This window comes from Bacteroides sp. AF34-31BH (genome assembly GCF_003602795.1).
GTDB classification, from domain to species: domain Bacteria; phylum Bacteroidota; class Bacteroidia; order Bacteroidales; family Bacteroidaceae; genus Bacteroides; species Bacteroides uniformis.
The window spans coordinates 15,302-33,754 of record NZ_QTLV01000004.1 but is presented as its reverse complement, the minus strand read 5'-3'; the positions used below and the strand labels follow the sequence as shown (position 1 = coordinate 33,754).

The 18,453-nt window shown below is 48.0% G+C and carries 14 protein-coding genes and 6 tRNA genes; 15 read left to right on the top strand and 5 right to left on the bottom strand.

Features of this window, described 5'->3' with window-relative positions:
* The first annotated feature begins 119 nt into the window (after positions 1-119).
* Both ppdK and DWZ67_RS08150 read left to right on the top strand, forming a co-directional pair.
* Positions 120-2,840, top strand: a complete 2,721-nt coding sequence (gene ppdK / locus DWZ67_RS08155) for a pyruvate, phosphate dikinase (protein WP_117963688.1) — start codon at positions 120-122, stop codon at positions 2,838-2,840.
* A 167-nt stretch (positions 2,841-3,007) separates the two neighbouring features.
* On the top strand, positions 3,008-3,892 hold the full coding sequence (locus DWZ67_RS08150; protein ID WP_005828359.1) for a sensor histidine kinase: 885 nt from the start codon (positions 3,008-3,010) through the stop codon (positions 3,890-3,892).
* A gap of 21 nt (positions 3,893-3,913) precedes the next feature.
* On the opposite strand, the gene DWZ67_RS08145 is transcribed toward DWZ67_RS08150, so the two are convergent.
* Positions 3,914-4,522 carry a thiamine phosphate synthase gene (locus DWZ67_RS08145; protein WP_120130279.1) on the bottom strand — a complete coding sequence of 203 codons (609 nt, stop codon included), beginning with the start codon at positions 4,520-4,522 and terminating at the stop codon, positions 3,914-3,916.
* A 166-nt stretch (positions 4,523-4,688) separates the two neighbouring features.
* Complete coding sequence (locus tag DWZ67_RS08140) at positions 4,689-5,309, bottom strand: superoxide dismutase (RefSeq protein WP_005828364.1); 621 nt, start codon at positions 5,307-5,309, stop codon at positions 4,689-4,691.
* A 144-nt stretch (positions 5,310-5,453) separates the two neighbouring features.
* On the opposite strand from DWZ67_RS08140, the gene DWZ67_RS08135 reads away from it, so the two are divergent.
* From DWZ67_RS08135 to DWZ67_RS08095, 8 genes are all read left to right on the top strand, one after another.
* Positions 5,454-7,808: an ATP-dependent helicase gene (locus DWZ67_RS08135; RefSeq protein ID WP_120130280.1), complete on the top strand. Its 2,355-nt coding sequence runs from the start codon at positions 5,454-5,456 to the stop codon at positions 7,806-7,808.
* A 201-nt stretch (positions 7,809-8,009) separates the two neighbouring features.
* Positions 8,010-9,155 (top strand): carboxynorspermidine decarboxylase, encoded by a 1,146-nt coding sequence (nspC, locus tag DWZ67_RS08130; protein WP_035448315.1) that lies wholly within the window; start codon positions 8,010-8,012, stop codon positions 9,153-9,155.
* A 111-nt stretch (positions 9,156-9,266) separates the two neighbouring features.
* Positions 9,267-9,339: transfer RNA gene (locus DWZ67_RS08120), tRNA-Gly, on the top strand.
* Between the two features lie 28 nt (positions 9,340-9,367).
* Positions 9,368-9,452: transfer RNA gene (locus tag DWZ67_RS08115), tRNA-Leu, on the top strand.
* A 40-nt stretch (positions 9,453-9,492) separates the two neighbouring features.
* Positions 9,493-9,576 (top strand) — tRNA-Leu (locus DWZ67_RS08110).
* A 14-nt stretch (positions 9,577-9,590) separates the two neighbouring features.
* Positions 9,591-9,663, top strand: a tRNA-Gly gene (locus DWZ67_RS08105).
* Between the two features lie 27 nt (positions 9,664-9,690).
* A tRNA-Leu gene (locus DWZ67_RS08100) sits at positions 9,691-9,772 on the top strand.
* Between the two features lie 32 nt (positions 9,773-9,804).
* Positions 9,805-9,877: transfer RNA gene (locus tag DWZ67_RS08095), tRNA-Gly, on the top strand.
* 72 nt (positions 9,878-9,949) lie between these two features.
* Here the strand turns inward: DWZ67_RS08095 and DWZ67_RS08090 are convergent.
* Together DWZ67_RS08090 and yihA are read right to left on the bottom strand one after the other, a co-directional pair.
* Positions 9,950-10,546, bottom strand: coding sequence for a DUF4923 family protein (locus DWZ67_RS08090; RefSeq protein ID WP_087332535.1), 597 nt, complete (start codon positions 10,544-10,546; stop codon positions 9,950-9,952).
* An 11-nt stretch (positions 10,547-10,557) separates the two neighbouring features.
* Positions 10,558-11,166, bottom strand: a complete 609-nt coding sequence (yihA, locus tag DWZ67_RS08085) for a ribosome biogenesis GTP-binding protein YihA/YsxC (protein ID WP_005836522.1) — start codon at positions 11,164-11,166, stop codon at positions 10,558-10,560.
* Positions 11,167-11,341: 175 nt separating this feature from the next.
* Between yihA and recR the strand changes: the two genes are divergently transcribed.
* From recR to DWZ67_RS08070, 3 genes are read left to right on the top strand one after another with little or no spacing between them, the layout of a single operon-like run.
* Complete coding sequence (gene recR / locus DWZ67_RS08080) at positions 11,342-11,959, top strand: recombination mediator RecR (RefSeq protein ID WP_035448317.1); 618 nt, start codon at positions 11,342-11,344, stop codon at positions 11,957-11,959.
* Positions 11,960-12,007: 48 nt separating this feature from the next.
* Positions 12,008-12,466 (top strand): hypothetical protein, encoded by a 459-nt coding sequence (locus tag DWZ67_RS08075; RefSeq protein ID WP_016272662.1) that lies wholly within the window; start codon positions 12,008-12,010, stop codon positions 12,464-12,466.
* Positions 12,467-12,479: 13 nt separating this feature from the next.
* Positions 12,480-13,016 carry a GNAT family N-acetyltransferase gene (locus tag DWZ67_RS08070; RefSeq protein ID WP_016272661.1) on the top strand — a complete coding sequence of 179 codons (537 nt, stop codon included), beginning with the start codon at positions 12,480-12,482 and terminating at the stop codon, positions 13,014-13,016.
* On the opposite strand, the gene DWZ67_RS08065 is transcribed toward DWZ67_RS08070, so the two are convergent.
* Positions 13,009-13,617, bottom strand: a complete 609-nt coding sequence (locus DWZ67_RS08065; RefSeq protein ID WP_016272660.1) for a YqgE/AlgH family protein — start codon at positions 13,615-13,617, stop codon at positions 13,009-13,011. The two genes, DWZ67_RS08070 and DWZ67_RS08065, sit on opposite strands and share 8 nt — an antisense overlap.
* A 125-nt stretch (positions 13,618-13,742) precedes the next feature.
* Between DWZ67_RS08065 and DWZ67_RS08060 the strand changes: the two genes are divergently transcribed.
* Both DWZ67_RS08060 and DWZ67_RS08055 read left to right on the top strand, forming a co-directional pair.
* Positions 13,743-16,850 carry a SusC/RagA family TonB-linked outer membrane protein gene (locus DWZ67_RS08060; RefSeq protein WP_120138561.1) on the top strand — a complete coding sequence of 1,036 codons (3,108 nt, stop codon included), beginning with the start codon at positions 13,743-13,745 and terminating at the stop codon, positions 16,848-16,850.
* 20 nt (positions 16,851-16,870) lie between these two features.
* Complete coding sequence (locus DWZ67_RS08055; RefSeq protein ID WP_044467587.1) at positions 16,871-18,451, top strand: SusD/RagB family nutrient-binding outer membrane lipoprotein; 1,581 nt, start codon at positions 16,871-16,873, stop codon at positions 18,449-18,451.
* Positions 18,452-18,453: the final 2 nt, after the last annotated feature.

The window sequence follows — 18,453 nt, the reverse complement described above, 5'->3', positions numbered from 1 at the left end:
AATGTCGAAATTGCATTTTAGCATAAAGTTTTTTCTGAAAAAGTTTTCTAGTCTGCGAAATATACTTAGATTTGCGAACAGAAAAGAGAAATCACTATCAAAAACTTTAAATTTATATTATGGACAAAAAAAGAGTTTATACCTTTGGTAACGGCCAGGCAGAAGGAAAGGCCGATATGAGAAACCTTTTGGGTGGGAAAGGTGCTAACCTTGCAGAAATGAACCTTATAGGGGTTCCGGTTCCTCCGGGCTTTACAATAACGACAGAAGTTTGTACGGAATATTATGAAATGGGGCAGGATAAAGTCGTTGCTCTGTTGAAGAACGAAGTTGAACAGGCCATTGCCCATGTGGAGACGCTGATGCGTTCCAAATTCGGTGATGTGGAGAATCCGTTGCTGGTTTCCGTTCGTTCGGGTGCACGCGCTTCCATGCCGGGCATGATGGACACTATCCTGAATCTTGGCTTGAATGACGAAGTGGTGGAAGGCCTGACGCGTAAGACGGGCAATGCACGCTTTGCATGGGACTCTTACCGTCGTTTCGTGCAGATGTATGGCGACGTGGTGCTGGGTATGAAGCCGGTGAACAAGGAAGATGTAGACCCGTTCGAGGCTATTATAGAAGAGGTGAAACATGCTAAAGGCGTGAAGCTGGATAACGAGCTTGAGGTGGAAGACCTTAAGGAACTCGTGAAGAAGTTCAAGGCTGCGGTGAAAGAACAAACCGGAAAAGACTTCCCGACTTGTGCCTACGAGCAGTTGTGGGGTGCCGTTTGTGCCGTATTCAACTCCTGGATGAACGAACGCGCCATCTTGTATCGTAAGATGGAGGGAATTCCTGACGAATGGGGTACTGCCGTAAGCGTTCAGGCTATGGTATTCGGTAATATGGGCGAGAGCTCTGCTACGGGTGTTTGCTTCAGCCGCGATGCTGCTACCGGTGAAGACCTTTTCAACGGTGAGTATTTGATTAATGCACAAGGCGAAGACGTGGTTGCCGGTATCCGTACTCCGCAACAGATTACAAAAATCGGTTCTCAACGTTGGGCTGAATTGGCCGGTGTAAGCGAAGAAGAACGTGCCAGCAAGTATCCTTCCATGGAGGAGGCTATGCCGGAAATCTATAAAGAATTGGATGCTTTGCAGACGAAGCTCGAAAACCACTACCGTGATATGCAGGATATGGAGTTTACCGTACAAGAGGGTAAACTCTGGTTTCTCCAGACCCGTAATGGTAAGCGTACCGGTGCCGCTATGGTGAAGATTGCCGTAGATTTGCTGCATCAAGGTATGATTGACGAAAAAACCGCATTGATGCGTTGCGAGCCCAATAAGTTGGACGAATTGCTCCACCCGGTATTTGACAAGACAGCGCTGAAGCAAGCCAAGGTATTGACCCGTGGTCTTCCCGCTTCTCCGGGTGCCGCTACGGGACAAATCGTATTCTTTGCCGATGATGCTGCCGAATGGCATGCTGCCGGCAAGCGTGTGGTGATGGTACGTATCGAGACTTCTCCGGAAGATTTGGCAGGTATGGCAGTTGCCGAAGGTATCCTGACTGCCCGCGGCGGTATGACTTCTCATGCGGCAGTGGTTGCTCGTGGTATGGGTAAGTGCTGTGTATCCGGTGCCGGTGCCTTGAATATAGACTACAAGGCGCGTACAGTGGAAGTGGATGGTGTACTGTTGAAAGAAGGTGACTATATCTCCTTGAACGGAAGCACCGGTGAAGTATATAAAGACAAGGTGGAGACAAAAGCGGCTGAGCTGTCCGGTGACTTTGCGGAACTGATGGATTTGGCAGACAAATATACGAAGCTGCAGGTTCGTACCAATGCGGATACTCCTCATGATGCCGCAGTAGCACGTAATTTTGGCGCTGTGGGTATCGGTCTTTGCCGTACGGAACACATGTTCTTTGAAGGCGAGAAGATTAAAGCCATGCGCGAGATGATTCTGGCAGAAAATGCAGAAGGGCGCCGCAAGGCTTTGGCTAAGATTCTTCCCTACCAGCAAGCTGACTTCAAGGGAATTTTCAAGGCAATGGAAGGCTGTCCGGTGACGGTGCGTCTGCTTGATCCTCCTTTGCATGAGTTTGTTCCCCATGACCTGAAGGGACAGCAGGAAATGGCAGATACGATGGGCGTGAGCCTCCAGTATATCCAGCAACGTGTTGAGGCACTTTGTGAGCATAATCCGATGTTGGGTCATCGTGGTTGCCGTTTGGGAAATACATATCCTGAAATTACACAGATGCAGACGCGTGCCATCCTGGGTGCTGCTTTGGAATTGAAGAAGGAAGGTGTTGAAACCCATCCTGAAATCATGGTGCCTCTGACCGGTATCTTGTATGAGTTCAAGCAGCAGGAAGAAGTGATTCGTGCTGAGGCTGCCCAGTTGTTTGAAGAAGTGGGTGACAGCATCGACTTCAAGGTAGGTACAATGATTGAGATTCCGCGTGCCGCCTTGACTGCCGACCGCATTGCTTCCTCTGCCGAGTTCTTCTCATTCGGTACGAACGACTTGACTCAGATGACATTTGGTTATTCACGCGACGATATCGCTTCCTTCCTCCCGATTTATCTGGAGAAGAAGATTCTGAAAGTAGACCCGTTCCAGGTACTCGACCAGAATGGTGTAGGACAGTTGGTGCGCATGGCTACTGAAAAGGGACGTGCTATCCGTCCGGATTTGAAGTGCGGTATCTGCGGCGAACATGGCGGTGAGCCTTCTTCTGTGAAGTTCTGCCACAAAGTTGGCTTGAATTATGTCAGCTGTTCTCCGTTCCGTGTGCCTATTGCACGTCTGGCTGCGGCGCAGGCTGCCATTGAAGGCTGATTTCAATAATACTGAATAATGACATTTATGGGCTGCATGCTTTACTTGGTAATGGCATGCGGCCTATTTTGTTGGAAAAAACTGTAGTTTCTATTAATTTATTTGTATTTTCTTTAGTATATTTGCTTCCCATAATTTTATAGTTTCCAATAAGCAAGCAAAAAACGATGATATTGACAATTACGGCAGCATACGATGTTTGGACGAATGACTTCTATCAGAATAATGAAGCATTGGTATATAGTTTTGGGATAATTGTCATTCTGCTTTTGGTCATCATGATAATCATTTCCATCAGCAAGAGCAAAAGGTTGAAGACGTTGCAGCGCATCAATGAGGTTGCCGAAGAATCCAACCAGCTGAAGAATGCTTTCATCGCTAATATGACTCACGAAATTCGTACTCCTTTGAATGCCATTGTAGGCTTTACAACTATGCTTGCCGAAATGGATAATTTGGACAGAGAAACCCGTATGGCTTTTCTGAAGGAGATTAATGATAACAAGGACTCGCTGCTGCAACTGGTCAATGACTTGCTGGACTATTCGAAGATTGAGGCAAATACTCTGGAATATAACGATGGAGAAGTGGATGTAAACGCGCTGATTGATGAAGTCTGTACGACGGAGAATATGCGCTCGCATCCCACGGGCATTCAGGTGGAGTTTGTAGAACGGCTGCCTCAATGCCGTTTGGTGGTAGACCGCGTGCGTTTTGCCCAAGTCATAGGTAACTTGGTGAGGAACGCCTTGAAGTTTACGGAGATGGGCAGTGTGAAAATCGGTTGCAGGAGATTGAGCAACCATAACTTCTATTTTTATGTGGCAGATACAGGCTGTGGTATCGATGAAGTGGGAAGACATGCCATCTTTGAACGGTTTGTGAAGATGAACTACAATATCAAAGGTACGGGGTTGGGGCTTTCCATCACCAAATCTATTGTGGAGCACTATGGGGGAGGTATCGGTGTGGAGTCTAAGAAAGGGGAAGGCTCCACCTTCTATTTCACGTTGCCTGCCGGTATTGAATACAAAGAGTACGGTAAATTTTGATTTGCCAGTCCAAGGCAAGGCTCAATCAGCCATTTTCTTCAACTTCTTGAAGTGGCGGATTACTTCCAGATAATCGCGGTCGGTGCAGGCATTGAATTTATTCCATAAGTCACCCATTACAACGGCACCACCGAATCCGTAATCCTTAATCTCCAGTATGTTGTTGGGAGTAATGCCTCCCAAAGCCATGACTCTACTGTCTATGACCTTACTTTTTCCTGCTTGCCGCAACTCTTCGGCTGTGAAGCCGGACGTGACTCCGGACTTTGTGATGCAATTATATATCGGGCTTAGGAACAGATAGTCATAGAAATGCTTCTTGTTCTGCACTTCATCCAGTGAATGGCAGGTGCAACTGATGTGACCCGAATAGTCATGGGGCTCTTTGGGATTGCGGGTGTTTAGATGAATCCCCATCAGGCTGAACTCTTCCTGCAGGTAGAAGTGCTCATGGGTAATGATGCGCTTATGGTATTTTGCGGGTATCAGCGTTAAAAGCCGTTCTGAATACATGGCGGGAGTTTCCGGCTTCCTCAGATGTAGAATATCCAGCCCCTCTTCGAATAGTGCCGTGATAATCTTGTCTTCTTCCACAAAAAATGTGGGTGCTGTTACTACGATGAGTTTCATTTCTTTTGTTTAACTTTTAAGTTTAGCAAAGTTAATGAATACTTATGGTAGAAGCCAAAGAATTTCTTTAAAATATGTTAGATGGCTATTTTAAACAAGAAAACGCATTCTTGAACCTTAGTTGCTCAAGAATGCGTCATTAACATGTTTAGTGGGACCTTGTTGCTTATTTCAGTCTTTTACCTACTACATCCCAGTCGATGATGCTCCACAGTTCGTTCACATGGTCGGCACGGCGGTTCTGGTAATCAAGATAGTAGGCATGTTCCCACACGTCGAATCCGAGTAGCGGAACAAGACCGGCGCGTACCGGATTGCTACCGTTGGCTTCTTTGGTGATGTGGAGTTTGCCGTTCTTGTCGGCAGACAACCAAGCCCATCCGGAGCCGAACAAGCCGACAGCTGCCGCGTTGAATTCCTTCTTGAAATTCTCAAAGCTGCCGAAGTCGCGTTTGATGGCTTCTGCCAGCTTGCCGGTAGGCTCGCTGTGGGCAGGCTTCGGAGCAAACTGTAAGAAGTATAATGTGTGGTTCAACACTTGTCCTGCATTGTTGAAGATGGCACCGTCCGGTGCTGTGGCAACAATGGTTACCAGGTCTTTGCCTTCAAATTCCGTTCCCGGAACGAGGTTGTTGAGGTTGTTCACATAGGTTTGCAGATGTTTACCGTAGTGGTAATCTATGGTTTGCTGACTGATTACAGGTTCCAGTGCATTGTTGGTGTAGGGAAGTTTTGGCATTTCGTAAGTCATAACTGTTATCATTAAAATCGTTAATATTGTATTCATAAGTTTCAATTATTTAATTTTGGAACTTTACTATATAAACACTATAACCTATAGAAATGTTCGTACGTCTCCGAAGCTTTTTTTATCTTTGCCTCCGTAAAAACAAAGGAAGAAAAAATATCATCATTTTAAGATTATACGGATATGCCCGATTATATAGAGGAACTGAACGAAGGACAACGGAACGCGGTGTTATACAATGACGGTCCGTCACTGGTGATAGCCGGTGCCGGTTCGGGAAAGACGCGCGTGCTGACCTACAAGATTGCTTATCTGCTGGAGAATGGCTACCAGCCTTGGAACATTCTGGCATTGACCTTTACCAACAAGGCGGCGCGCGAAATGAAGGAGCGTATAGCCCGTCAGGTGGGGCCGGAGAGGGCGCGCCATCTGTGGATGGGAACCTTTCACTCCATGTTCCTGCGCATTCTGCATGTCGAGGCCGGGTATATCGGCTTCACTTCGCAGTTTACCATTTACGATACGGCAGACAGTAAAAGCTTGATACGTTCCATTATCAAGGAAATGGGGCTGGATGAGAAAGTGTACAAGCCGGGGATGGTGCAGGCGCGTATCTCGAATGCCAAGAATCATCTGGTTTCTCCGGCAGGCTATGCCAACAACAAGGAGGCTTACGAAGGAGACCGTGCAGCCAAGGTTCCGGCGCTTCGCGACATCTACCAGAGATATTGGGAGCGTTGCCGGCAGGCAGATGCGATGGACTTCGACGATTTGCTGTTCTACACATTCCTGCTGTTCCGGGACCACCCCGAGGTGTTGGCGCGTTATCAGGACCAGTTCCGTTACATTCTGGTAGATGAGTATCAGGATACCAATTTTGCACAGCACAGCATTGTGCTGCAACTTGCCAAGAACCATCAGCATGTCTGTGTGGTGGGGGATGATGCACAGAGTATCTACTCCTTCCGTGGTGCTGATATTGACAATATTCTCTACTTTACGAAAGTATATCCCGATACGAAGGTCTTCAAGCTGGAGCAGAATTACCGTTCCACCCAGACCATTGTCCGCGCGGCCAACAGCCTGATAGAAAAGAACCAGTGGCAGATACGCAAGGAAGTGTTCTCGGAAAAGGAGAAGGGAGAGGCCATTGGTGTGTACCAGGCATACAGTGATGTGGAAGAAGGGGATATTGTGGTGAATAAGATAGCTGAACTGCGGCGTGAAAAGCGCTATGCCTACTCTGATTTTGCGATACTCTACCGTACCAATGCGCAGAGCCGTATTTTTGAGGAAGCCATGCGCAAACGCAGTATGCCTTACCGTATTTACGGGGGCTTGTCGTTCTATCAACGCAAGGAAATCAAAGATGTTATTGCTTACTTCCGTCTGATAGTGAATCCCAATGATGAAGAGGCTTTCAAACGTATTATCAATTATCCTGCACGGGGTATCGGAGATACGACAGTGGGAAAAATCATTGCTGCCGCCACCGGGCACAATGTAAGTTTGTGGACCGTGCTTTGTGAGCCGTTGGCGTATGGCTTGAACTTCAATAAAGGTACGGTGGGAAAGTTGCAGGCATTCCGCGAACTTATATCTGCCTTTATCACAGATGCTGCGGAGAAGAATGCCTACGAGATTGGTGCTGACATTATTCGCCAATCGGGCATCATCAATGATGTGTGTCAAGACAGCTCTCCCGAGAATCTGAGCCGTAAGGAGAATATAGAGGAGCTGGTGAACGGTATGAGTGATTTTTGCGCCCAACGGCAGGAGGAAGGAAACCCTAACGTGTTGTTGGGTGACTTCCTTTCGGAAGTTTCCCTTCTTACCGACCAAGATTCGGATAAGGATGGGGACGATGAGAAGATAACCCTGATGACTGTACATTCGGCCAAGGGATTGGAGTTCAAGAATGTGTTTGTAGTGGGGATGGAGGAGAATCTTTTTCCCAGCAGCATGGTGGGTGACTCTCCCCGGGCATTGGAGGAAGAACGGCGGCTGTTCTATGTAGCCATCACACGTGCCGAAGAACACTGTTTCCTATCGTATGCAAAGACGCGTTTCCGGTACGGCAAGATGGAGTTTGGCAGTCCCAGCCGTTTTCTGAAGGATATAGACGTACGGTTCCTGCGCCTGCCTCAGGATGCGGGAATGTTCCGCAGGGTAGAGGAGGAAGCTGCCGTTTTCCGCAGGGAGAACGCCAGAGGCTTTGCGCCTGATAAGGAAGATACTCCGTATGGAGGAAAAGAGCGTGTGTCTGTACGGCCGAAGCAGCAGATTATTGCGCCGACCGTTCCACGTAACCTGAAACGGGTGGCGCCTTCTGCAAATACGGCAAGTACATCGCCTTCTGCCGGCGCGTCTGCCAACCGTGTACAGCAGGGACAACTGATAGAGCACGAACGTTTCGGCCTGGGTGAAGTTTTGAAAGTGGAGGGCGAAGGAGACAATGCGAAAGCCACCATCCGCTTCAAGAATGCGGGAGACAAACAACTTTTGCTGCGCTTCGCGCGTTTCAAAGTTATAGGGTGATGAATATTGTTTACAAAAGAATGACTTTGCAGAAGGGCGGCATCTGTTTTACTAAATATTCCCCGGAGAATTACTAAAATGAGGAGGACGATTTAGTAAATCTTCTCCGAAGTTTTACTAAATCGTTGGAGAGGGCTTGTCAACCCCTTGTGGCGTGTTTATTAGGATGGAATCATAAATGGTAAAAAAAATATATATAAAATGACAAATAAAGACTTTTCCCTTTTCCCTTCTCCCTGCTATATTATGGAAGAAGGATTGCTGAGAAAGAACCTCGCACTGATAAAAAGTGTGGCCGACCGCGCAGGTGTGGAGATAATCCTCGCTTTCAAATCATTTGCCATGTGGCGTTCCTTTCCCATTTTCAGGGAGTATATAGACCACTCTACGGCAAGTTCTGTCTACGAAGCCCGTCTGGCATTGGAGGAGTTCGGAAGTAAGGCACATACGTACTCGCCTGCCTATACCGAGGCCGATTTTCCGGAGATAATGCGGTGCAGCAGCCATATTACTTTCAATTCGCTTTCGCAGTTCCACCGCTTTTATCCGGTAGTGGTGGCGGAGGGAAGCGGCATTTCCTGCGGTATCCGTATCAATCCTGAATACTCTGAGGTGGAAACGGAGCTTTATAATCCCTGCGCACCCGGTACCCGCTTCGGTGTAATGGCCGACCAGCTTCCCGAAGAACTTCCGGCGGGTATTGAAGGTTTTCACTGTCATTGTCACTGCGAGTCTTCTTCCTACGAGCTGGAACACACATTGGAGCACTTGGAAGGAAAATTCTCCCGCTGGTTCTCACAGATTAAGTGGTTGAATTTAGGAGGCGGGCATCTGATGACGCGTAAGGATTATGATGTAGAGCATCTTGTCCGTCTGTTGCAGGGCTTGAAGGGGCGCTATCCACATCTTCAAATCATTCTTGAGCCCGGTTCCGCTTTTACTTGGCAGACCGGTGTGCTGAGCTCGGAGATAGTGGACATCGTGGAAAACCGCGGCATTCGTACCGCCATTCTCAACGTTAGCTTTACGTGCCACATGCCGGATTGTCTGGAGATGCCCTATCAGCCTGCAGTGCGTGGAGCGGAGATGGGCGATGCGGGCCCTTACGTCTATCGCCTTGGAGGAAACTCCTGCTTGAGCGGCGACTATATGGGACTGTGGAGTTTCGACCATGAGCTGCAGATAGGGGAGAGAATCGTCTTTGAGGACATGATACATTACACCACTGTAAAGACGAATATGTTCAATGGAATTCACCATCCGGCCATTGCAATGTGGACAAAAGAAGGAAAAGCTGAAGTTTTCAAGCAATTTTCTTATGAAGATTATCGTGGGCGAATGAGTTGATAATCAAAAGTCTGCTTGTATGCCTGGCGAAAATGTACACTTTTCTGTGTGAAAAAAGTCTGCGGAATGTTTGCAGGTTTAAGGAAAATATCTACCTTTGCATCCGCAATCGCGGAAATAGCTCAGTTGGTAGAGCATAACCTTGCCAAGGTTAGGGTCGCGAGTTCGAGTCTCGTTTTCCGCTCAACGCAGTTTGGATTGCAATTACCTATGCCCAGGTGGCGGAATTGGTAGACGCGCACGTTTCAGGTGCGTGTGTCGAGAGGCATGCAGGTTCGAGTCCTGTTCTGGGCACCAAGGTAAAGCAGTCGGTTCTTTGAATTGTTGAAAGTAAGTTGGAGAGGTGGCGGAATTGGTAGACGCGCTACTTTGAGGGGGTAGTGACAATTATGTCGTGGGAGTTCGAGTCTCCTTCTCTTCACGCTTTTATACATTGCGGAAATAGCTCAGTTGGTAGAGCATAACCTTGCCAAGGTTAGGGTCGCGAGTTCGAGTCTCGTTTTCCGCTCTTTCCGATGTATTGAAGATGACTTATGCCCACGTGGCGGAATTGGTAGACGCGCACGTTTCAGGTGCGTGTGTCGAGAGGCATGCAGGTTCGAGTCCTGTTCTGGGCACTTTACTCCTCAAAAAAGGAGAGTCATCCCATGCGGAAATAGCTCAGTTGGTAGAGCATAACCTTGCCAAGGTTAGGGTCGCGAGTTCGAGTCTCGTTTTCCGCTCTTTTCAGATAAAAAAATCTCGCAAGCATTGTTCGGTGCTTGCGGGATTTTTTTGTTGTATGGAAGTTGTTGTTACAGTTTCTGTAATGAGAATCCGAGCATCATTCCGTCGTAGCTGTTGGCCAGCGAGCCGATACTCTTCAGAGTGGAGTTGCTGCTTTTGCTGGAGAGGAAGGTTATCAGTTTCAGTAGCTTGTCCGATTCGAACAGCAGGTCCATAGTTGTGGAGGTAGCGTTGACCTTGGCATTCATACCTATCAGCTTGGCGAATTTCAAGTTGACCTTTTGGGTGGATGCATCGTAGGAGTAGCTTCCCTTCATGCTCTTTTGCCCTACTTTGGCGCTGAATGTGCTGTCGGCGTTGAATGTGAATGACATTTGCCCGGCTTTGATGCCTACTTTGGCAAGCTGTTCGTCCAGTTTCTTTTCTGCGGCTGTGGCGGCAACGGCACCGCCGGCTTTCTGCAGCAGGTTGTCCGATTCGAATTCAATGGCGGAGCCGGTATACGACCAAGTGCCGGTCATATCCGCTGTTGACTTGCCGGTCACGGCATTTACCGCCTTCTCTATATTTTCTTTGTTGAACAAATCCTTGATGGATTGTGCGTGACTATTGCCGGTCAGCAGTAGTGCGGCAACAAACAGTTGCCAAAAAACTAATCTTTTCATTTTACTTATGTCTATTGTTTGCTATTCAGGCTTTTGTTGATACTTTCGATATAGTCCAGCAGCTCTTTCCGTCCCATGCGGTTTTCAGAAGAGGTGATGAAGTAGGGAGGCAGCTCTTCCCACTGTTCCTTCAACTGTTCCAGGTATTCGTTGATGTGGGTGTTCAGTCTGCCGCCTTTCAGTTTGTCGGCCTTTGTGAAGACGATGGCAAAGGGTACGCCGTTCTCGCCCAGCCATTCCGTAAACTCGAGGTCGATGGCTTGGGGAGCCAGCCGGCTATCTATAAGAACAAACAAACAAGTCATCTGTTCGCGTTGCAGTATATAACTTTCTATAATACGTTTGATTTGTTCCTGCCCTTTCTGTCCCCGTTTGGCATAGCCGTATCCCGGAAGGTCTACAATGTACCAGCTCTTGTTGATGAGGAAATGGTTGATGAGCATGGTCTTTCCCGGTGTGGCAGAGGTCATGGCAAGCCCTTTTCTCCCGGTCAGCATATTGATGAGACTGGATTTTCCTACGTTGGAGCGTCCGATGAAAGCATATTCGGGAAATGTACCAGTGGGGCATTTCCGCACGTCTGTGTTACTGATGACGAATTCAGCGTTTGTAATATCCATTTTGTTGCCTTTTTGGGGTTTTACGTGTGGCAAAGGTAGCACTAATTTCATAAGTTTGTACTATCTTTGCCCAGAAAGCGAAGATAGGCTGTACCTCAGCATAAAAAATGAACTCGTTCATTTTATTCTGCATTCGGTTTGCACTATCTTTGTGGCCAATAGGAGAATTTTAAGTATGAATGGACAGTTTCCCTCTACATTATTGGAGAAGGCGGTAAATGAGTTTGCCAAGTTGCCCGGAGTGGGACGCAAGACGGCTATGAGGCTGGTTCTTCACCTGCTCCGCCAGGATACGGCAGTGGTGGAAGCGTTCGGCAATGCCATCGTGACGCTGAAGCATGAAGTGAAATATTGCAAGGTATGCCATAATATATCAGATACGGAGACGTGCCGCATCTGTTCCAGTCCGCAACGGGACGCTTCTGTGGTTTGTGTGGTAGAGAACATCCGCGATGTGATGGCTGTGGAAGCCACACAACAGTTCCGTGGTTTGTATCACGTGCTGGGAGGTGTCATCTCGCCGATGGATGGCATTGGCCCCGGAGACTTGCAGATAGAAAGCCTTGTGCAGCGGGTAGCCGCCGGCGGCATCAATGAAGTGATTCTTGCGCTGAGCACGACGATGGAGGGAGATACCACCAACTTTTATATCTACCGCAAGCTGGAAAAACTGGGCGTGAAGCTCTCTGTCATAGCCCGTGGCATTTCCATCGGCGACGAATTGGAGTATACGGATGAAGTGACTCTGGGACGCAGTATTGTGAACCGCACTCCATTTTCCGGAACTGCCTGATTGTTTGGGCCATTATCAATTATTCATTATCCACTATCAATTTACTAAATGGAAGAACAAATAAAGAAGACCGCAGCGCGTGTCCGAACAACTTTTGCCTATTTCTGGATGCTTCCCATCCTGCTCGTTCTACTTGGAGAAACCGGAGGCGGATGGGTAGGTATGTATGCCGGAGATGTACGTGTCACCTATATGGCTGAGACGGTAACCATTCTGCTGGCTGCCTCTTGCGTACCCATAGCCTTGAAACTCTTTTCATGGGTATTAATCCGGAAAATAGATGTAGTGACGCTTCCCGAAGCCCTCCGCCTCTATGCGCTGTGGAGTGGCGTGCGGCTGGCATTGCTTGCCATACCGGTGCTTGCAGGCTTTTTCACCTATTATATCATGTTGAGCAGTACGGGTGCACTGTGTGCACTGATAGGACTGACGGCTTCTCTGTTCTGCCTACCGGGTGAGGGACGCCTGCGTAAAGAACTGCATATCAATAAAGAAGAAGAAATGTAACCGACTGGAAGATATGAATAAATCTTATTTCTGCAGTGAAAGGGTGCGTCTCCGTGCTATGGAGCCGGAAGACCTGGAAGTGATGTATGCTATGGAGAATGATTCCCAGACTTGGGATGTGACGAACTTCACCGTACCCTATTCCAGATTTGTCTTGAAACAATATATTGAGAATTCCGAATGCGATATGTTTGCCGACCGCCAGCTGCGTATGATGATTGTACGTGCAGAGGATGATGCGCTGATAGGTACCATCGATATTACAGAGTTTTCTCCCATGCATGCCCGGGGAGAGGTGGGCATTGCCATACGGAAGGAGTATCAGGGCAATGGTTATGCCAAGGAAGCGCTGCGTTTGCTGTGCGACTATGTTTTCAGTTTCTTGTATCTGAAACAGTTGATAGTCCATATCTCGGTGGATAATGAGGCAAGTATCCGCCTTTTTGAATCCTGCGGTTTTGTGCGTTGCGGGCTTTTGAAGGAGTGGTGGCGCGTAGGAGGATGCTATAAGGATGTCGTGCTGTTGCAACTTCTCCGAAGCACTAATTGAGCGTTGGAATCTGAGGGAAACGCGACCATATTTCATATTTTGCTCCCAGCTTGCACAATGCCTTCTTCCAGAGTGTGCCGCTGGCCGCCTCGTTCATTAGCGAACTGATGTTTTCTTTGCCTACCAGCCAGGTGTTTTCTTCAATTTCCCGGCCCAGTTGTTCGTACTCCCAGCCGGAGTATCCCAAGAAGAATCTGATTCTGCCTTGAACGGGATTTCCCTGCATGATGTAGTTTTTAATGGCTTCAAAGTCACCGTTCAGGTAGAAGCCTTTGCCGATGGACAGCGCTCCGGTAATACCCTCGAGCGTGTGCAGATAGAACAATGTATCTGTGCTGAGTGGTCCTCCTTTATAGATAGGTATACTTTCCGGGCAGTCGAAGTCTTTCAGCACATCATTCAAGAATAGGGGGAGCGGTTTGTTCAGAACCAGTCCCATTGTGCCGTCATGTGTATGGTCCACCAGTAGAATGACGGATCGTCCAAACATATGGTCACACAAAAAGGGTTCGGAAATCAAGACCTTTCCCTGGGCAGGAACCACATGGTTTGTTTCTATCTTGAATAGATTTATATTGCTATACATGCCCCTAATATACATAATATTCCACAATAAACCAAAGTTCTTCGCTGTTTTTCATTTTAAAAGTTTCTTTTCTCAGATTTTATGGCTTTTTTTATTCGGAGAAAATACTTAAGTTTGCAAGTAATTGGCAATTTAATGCAATGAAATATACTACATTATATACGTTAATTTTAGGGCTGTTTTCTATAGGATGGACGGATTGCCCGGAGGATTTTATGGAGCGTATGCAGCGTCCGGGACATTCTGAAATACAGCTTTCTAAAGTGACGATAAGTGGCCGTGTGCTGGATGAAAGCGGGTTTCCGTTGGCCGGTGCCACTATTCAAGAGAAAGAAACTGCCAATGGTGCGATAGCGGATTCGGAAGGAAAATTCACTCTGGTGGTTGCCGATAATGCAGTGCTTCGTGTTTCGTTTATCGGCTACATGTCCCAGGATATTGAGGTGGAAGGACATTCGACCTTTCATATCACACTAAGAGAAGATATGATAGAGCTGGATAACGTTATTGTTACCGCTTTGGGTATCGAAAAGAAAGAAAATTCTCTTTCTTACGCCACAGATTTAATAAAAAACGAGGAGTTGACGCGAGTAAAAATGCCCAACTTAATTACTTCGTTGACCGGCAAGTCGGCAGGTGTGCGTGTCAATCAGGTTTCTTCCGGTCTGGGAGCCTCAGCCAAAGTCAGTATCCGTGGAATCCGTTCGGTGGCGAGTGACAACCAACCGCTGTATGTGATAGACGGTGTTCCCATTCTGAACTCCACTTCCGAGCAAGCATACTCTGCCATAGGCGGAACGGCCAATGCCGGCAACCGTGACGGAGGAGACGGCATTTCCAATCTGAATCCTGAAGATATAGAGAGTATCAGTATCCTGAAAGGAGCTCCCGCGGCAGCTTTGTATGGTAGCCAGGCTGCCAATGGGGTGATACTGATTACTACAAAGAAGGGGCAGTCGCACGGGCAGCGCAGTGTTTCTTTCTCGACGAGCCTAATGTTCGACAATGCTTTTGCGCTACCCAAGATGCAGAACCGCTATGGAGTAAGTGACGGTGTGGACAGTTGGGGAGAACGGGCAAACCTTCCCGAATACGATAATCTGAGAGACTTCTTCTCTACTGGTGTCACCTCCATAACTTCCATCTCCTTGAGTCACGGCAATGAGAAGTTGCAGAACTATTTCTCCTATGCTAATACTACGGGGCATGGCATCATTGGGAAACATAACCTTTCGAAGCACAACCTCACTTTCAGAGAGACTTCCGTTCTATTGAATTCCCGTCTGAAGTTAGATGGCAGTATGAACCTGATGCGCCAGGTGGTGAAGAACAAGCCTACCGTGGGTGGTTTCTACATGAATCCTTTGGTGGGGCTCTACCGTTTTCCACGGGGTGAGGATATTGCTTATTATAAGGAGAACTTCGAGGTTGATGATGAGGGTAGAAACTTGAACATACAGAATTGGCATACCTCTTACGAGGATTTTGAGCAGAATCCCTACTGGATTACCAATCGCATATTGAGCAAGGAGAACCGCATGCATGTCATAGTCTCCTTATCCGCCAATCTGAAGATAAACGATTGGTTAAGCCTGCAGGCCCGTGGCAATGTAGACTATATTAACGACAAGGTGCGCCAGCAGTTCTATGCCTCTACCGCTCCGGCGTTAGCGGGAGCCAATGGGCGTTATATCGAGATGGACTATCAGGAAACCCAATATTACGGAGACGCCATACTGATGATGAAAAAGCAGTGGGATGCATTCTCTCTCAACGCGGCGCTCGGTGCCAGTATCAATGACAAGACAGTGAACTCCACCCGCTATGACTCTAAAACAGCTTCGCTGAAATATGCCAATGTGTTCAATCTGGCCAATATCATCATGAATGGTTCTGCCGGGCTGGACCAGAAGATTGATGCGCGGCGCCAATTGCAGTCCTTGTTTGCGACGGCACAACTGGGCTACAACGAGTTTGTCTATCTTGATTTGTCGGCCCGTAATGACTGGTCTTCCACGCTGGCTTATACATCTCATGAGAAAAGCGGGTTCTTCTATCCCTCCGTGGGATTTTCGCTGATATTCAATAAGCTGATGACTTTACCCCAATGGGTGTCACTGGCAAAGATAAGGGGGGCATACAGCATGGTGGGCAATGATATTCCCATGTTCATCACAAATCCTTCCTCGCATATCACGGCGGGCGGAGAGTTCCTGGCAAGTGATGCCGCGCCGTTCAAGGATATGGAACCGGAGATGACGCACTCCTTTGAGGCGGGTATAGAAGCGCGTTTTTTAAAGAACCGCATTGGTTTGAATGCCACTTTCTATAAGACGAATACCCGGAACCAGTTCTTCAAGCTTCCTACTCTGTCGGGCGATAAATATGCCTACCGTTATGTCAATGCGGGTGATATACAGAATGTGGGGTGGGAGATTTCATTGGATGCCGTTCCTTTGCTGACAAACCATTTCAAGTGGAAAACAGAGGTGAACTTCTCCACCAACCGCAACAAGATAATTTCACTGCACGAAGCGCTGAAGGAGTTTCTTTACGGTCCTACCAGCTTCTCGTCCAGTTATGCCATGAAATTGGTGAAAGGGGGCTCTATCGGTGACATCTACGGAAAAGCTTTTGTACGTGACGATGCGGGCAATATCGTTTACGGCACGGAAGGAGACAATACCGGCATGCCTTTGGTGGAAGGTGATGGCAATACGGTGAAAGTGGGCAATGCCAATCCAAAACTGATGCTGGGCTGGAATCATATGCTGTCTTACAAGAATTTTTCTTTCTATTTTCTGGTGGATTGTCGCTTTGGAGGCGATATTTTGTCCCAGACGCAGGCGGATATGGATATGTATGGCGTTTCTGAAGTCACGGCCCGGGCCAGGGACAAAGGTTATGTAATGCTTGAAGGTAACCGGATAGATAATGTGAAAGGATTTTATAAGAATGTTGTAGGCGGACGGGCCGGGGTGACGGAATATTATATATATGATGCCACGAACATCAGGCTGCGTGAGCTGTCCGTGGGCTACCAACTGCCTGCTGCCTGGATGGAAAAGACCAAAGTCCTCAAGCGGGCACAACTGTCCTTTTCGGGACGCAACTTGTTCTTCTTCTACAAAAAGGCGCCTTTCGACCCTGACCTGGTACTCTCTACGGGCAACGATAACCAGGGAATTGAAGTCTACGGTATGCCTACCACGCGTAGTTGGGGATTTTCTTTGAAGTGTGAATTTTAAGAGGGGGAGGGAGACTTGATATGAAGAGGATTATAGTACTGATTGGCATGGTTTTCGTGTTTCTGGCTTGTACGGGAGACTTTAAGGAAATCAATACGGACAAGTCCGGCGTGACGGACGAGGACTTGCAGGCCGACTATAACGAACATGGCATCCGTCTTGGAATCATCCAGCAAGGCATCTATTTCAATTACGACTACGGAAAGGGGAAGAACTGGCCTTTTCAATTGACCCAGAATTTGAATGCCGACATGTTCAGCGGTTACATGCACGATGCCAAGCCTCTGAATGGAGGTTCGCACAATTCGGACTACAACTTGCAGGATGGATGGAACAGCGCCATGTGGGGACATACCTATGAGTATGTTTTCCCGCAGATATATCAGTCGGAGAATGCCACACGTGACCGTATGCCTGCCTTTTTCGGCATTACCAAGATACTGAAGGTGGAAGTGATGCACCGTGTCACGGACTATTACGGCCCTATTGTGTATAGTCATTTTGCCGATCCCGAAGCCCGTTATATGCCTGACACGCAGAAAGAGGTCTATAGTGCCTTTTTCTGTGAACTCGATACGGCTGTTGCTGTACTTTCCGATTATATTGTCGAGCATCCGGGAGCTTCGGAGTTTGCGCGTTTCGATATGTTGTTGGACGGTGATTATGACTCTTGGATAAAGTTTGCCAATTCGTTGCGGATGCGGCTTGCCATGCGCATTGCGGTAGCCAGTCCGGAGAAGGCAAAAACGGAATTCCGTAAAGCGATGGATAATGAATACGGAGTCATTCGGGAGGCGGACGAGTCGGTGGCGGTTTCCACGGCGAGTGGATATACCAATCCGTTGGGCGAGATAAACCTTGTTTGGAATGAAGCTTATATGGGAGCGCCGATGGAGTCCATACTGAACGGATATGAAGATCCCCGTCGTGAAATCTATTTTGCCACTTGCCAGAATGAACAGTTTGCAGGCGAGTATCGCGGCATTCGTCAGGGTACATGCTTTGCACATAACTATTATAATACACTCTCAAAATTGAAAGTCACCCAGCAGACTGATGCAGTGTTGATGCCGGCAGCAGAAGTCTGGTTCCTGCGTGCCGAGGCTGCCCTACGGGGATGGACCGATGAGTCGGTGAAAACCTGCTATGAAGAAGGGGTAATGGCTTCTTTCCGTCAGTATGGCATCTTGCAGTCCGATGCTTATCTGGAGAGCGACTTGTTGCCTGCCGATTTTGTGGATACCTACGATATGGAGAATGATATTACCGCCCGTTGTCAGGTTTCGCCACGCTGGCTGGAGTCAGCGGATAGGGATACGAAACTGGAGAAGATTATTACCCAAAAATGGATTGCCATGTTTCCCGAAGGGTGTGAGGCTTGGGCTGAACAGCGCCGGACGGGGTATCCCCGGCTATTCCCCGTACGCTTTAATCACAGTAAAGACGGGTGCATAGATACTGAGACAATGATTCGCCGTCTGAACTTTCCCGGCGGACTGAAGACGGAGAATGCCGAGCAGTATGCCGCTTTGGTAGAGGCACTGGGTGGGGATGACAATGCCGGTACCCGATTGTGGTGGGATACCGGCATCAACTGGTAGAG

What these genes read in the sequence shown, in the direction of transcription:
- DWZ67_RS08145 (WP_120130279.1), bottom strand. Translation starts at nt 4,522, where the DNA reads ATGAAACTCATCGTAGTAACAGCACCCACATTTTTTGTGGAAGAAGAC.
- DWZ67_RS08065 (WP_016272660.1), bottom strand. Translation starts at nt 13,617, where the DNA reads ATGTATATTAGGGGCATGTATAGCAATATAAATCTATTCAAGATAGAA.
- DWZ67_RS08090 (WP_087332535.1), bottom strand. Translation starts at nt 10,546, where the DNA reads ATGAAAAGATTAGTTTTTTGGCAACTGTTTGTTGCCGCACTACTGCTG.
- DWZ67_RS08140 (WP_005828364.1), bottom strand. Translation starts at nt 5,309, where the DNA reads ATGAATACAATATTAACGATTTTAATGATAACAGTTATGACTTACGAA.
- DWZ67_RS08135 (WP_120130280.1), top strand. Translation starts at nt 5,454, where the DNA reads ATGCCCGATTATATAGAGGAACTGAACGAAGGACAACGGAACGCGGTG.
- DWZ67_RS08060 (WP_120138561.1), top strand. Translation starts at nt 13,743, where the DNA reads ATGAAATATACTACATTATATACGTTAATTTTAGGGCTGTTTTCTATA.
- DWZ67_RS08070 (WP_016272661.1), top strand. Translation starts at nt 12,480, where the DNA reads ATGAATAAATCTTATTTCTGCAGTGAAAGGGTGCGTCTCCGTGCTATG.
- yihA (WP_005836522.1), bottom strand. Translation starts at nt 11,166, where the DNA reads ATGGATATTACAAACGCTGAATTCGTCATCAGTAACACAGACGTGCGG.
- recR (WP_035448317.1), top strand. Translation starts at nt 11,342, where the DNA reads ATGAATGGACAGTTTCCCTCTACATTATTGGAGAAGGCGGTAAATGAG.
- DWZ67_RS08075 (WP_016272662.1), top strand. Translation starts at nt 12,008, where the DNA reads ATGGAAGAACAAATAAAGAAGACCGCAGCGCGTGTCCGAACAACTTTT.
- DWZ67_RS08150 (WP_005828359.1), top strand. Translation starts at nt 3,008, where the DNA reads ATGATATTGACAATTACGGCAGCATACGATGTTTGGACGAATGACTTC.
- nspC (WP_035448315.1), top strand. Translation starts at nt 8,010, where the DNA reads ATGACAAATAAAGACTTTTCCCTTTTCCCTTCTCCCTGCTATATTATG.
- ppdK (WP_117963688.1), top strand. Translation starts at nt 120, where the DNA reads ATGGACAAAAAAAGAGTTTATACCTTTGGTAACGGCCAGGCAGAAGGA.
- DWZ67_RS08055 (WP_044467587.1), top strand. Translation starts at nt 16,871, where the DNA reads ATGAAGAGGATTATAGTACTGATTGGCATGGTTTTCGTGTTTCTGGCT.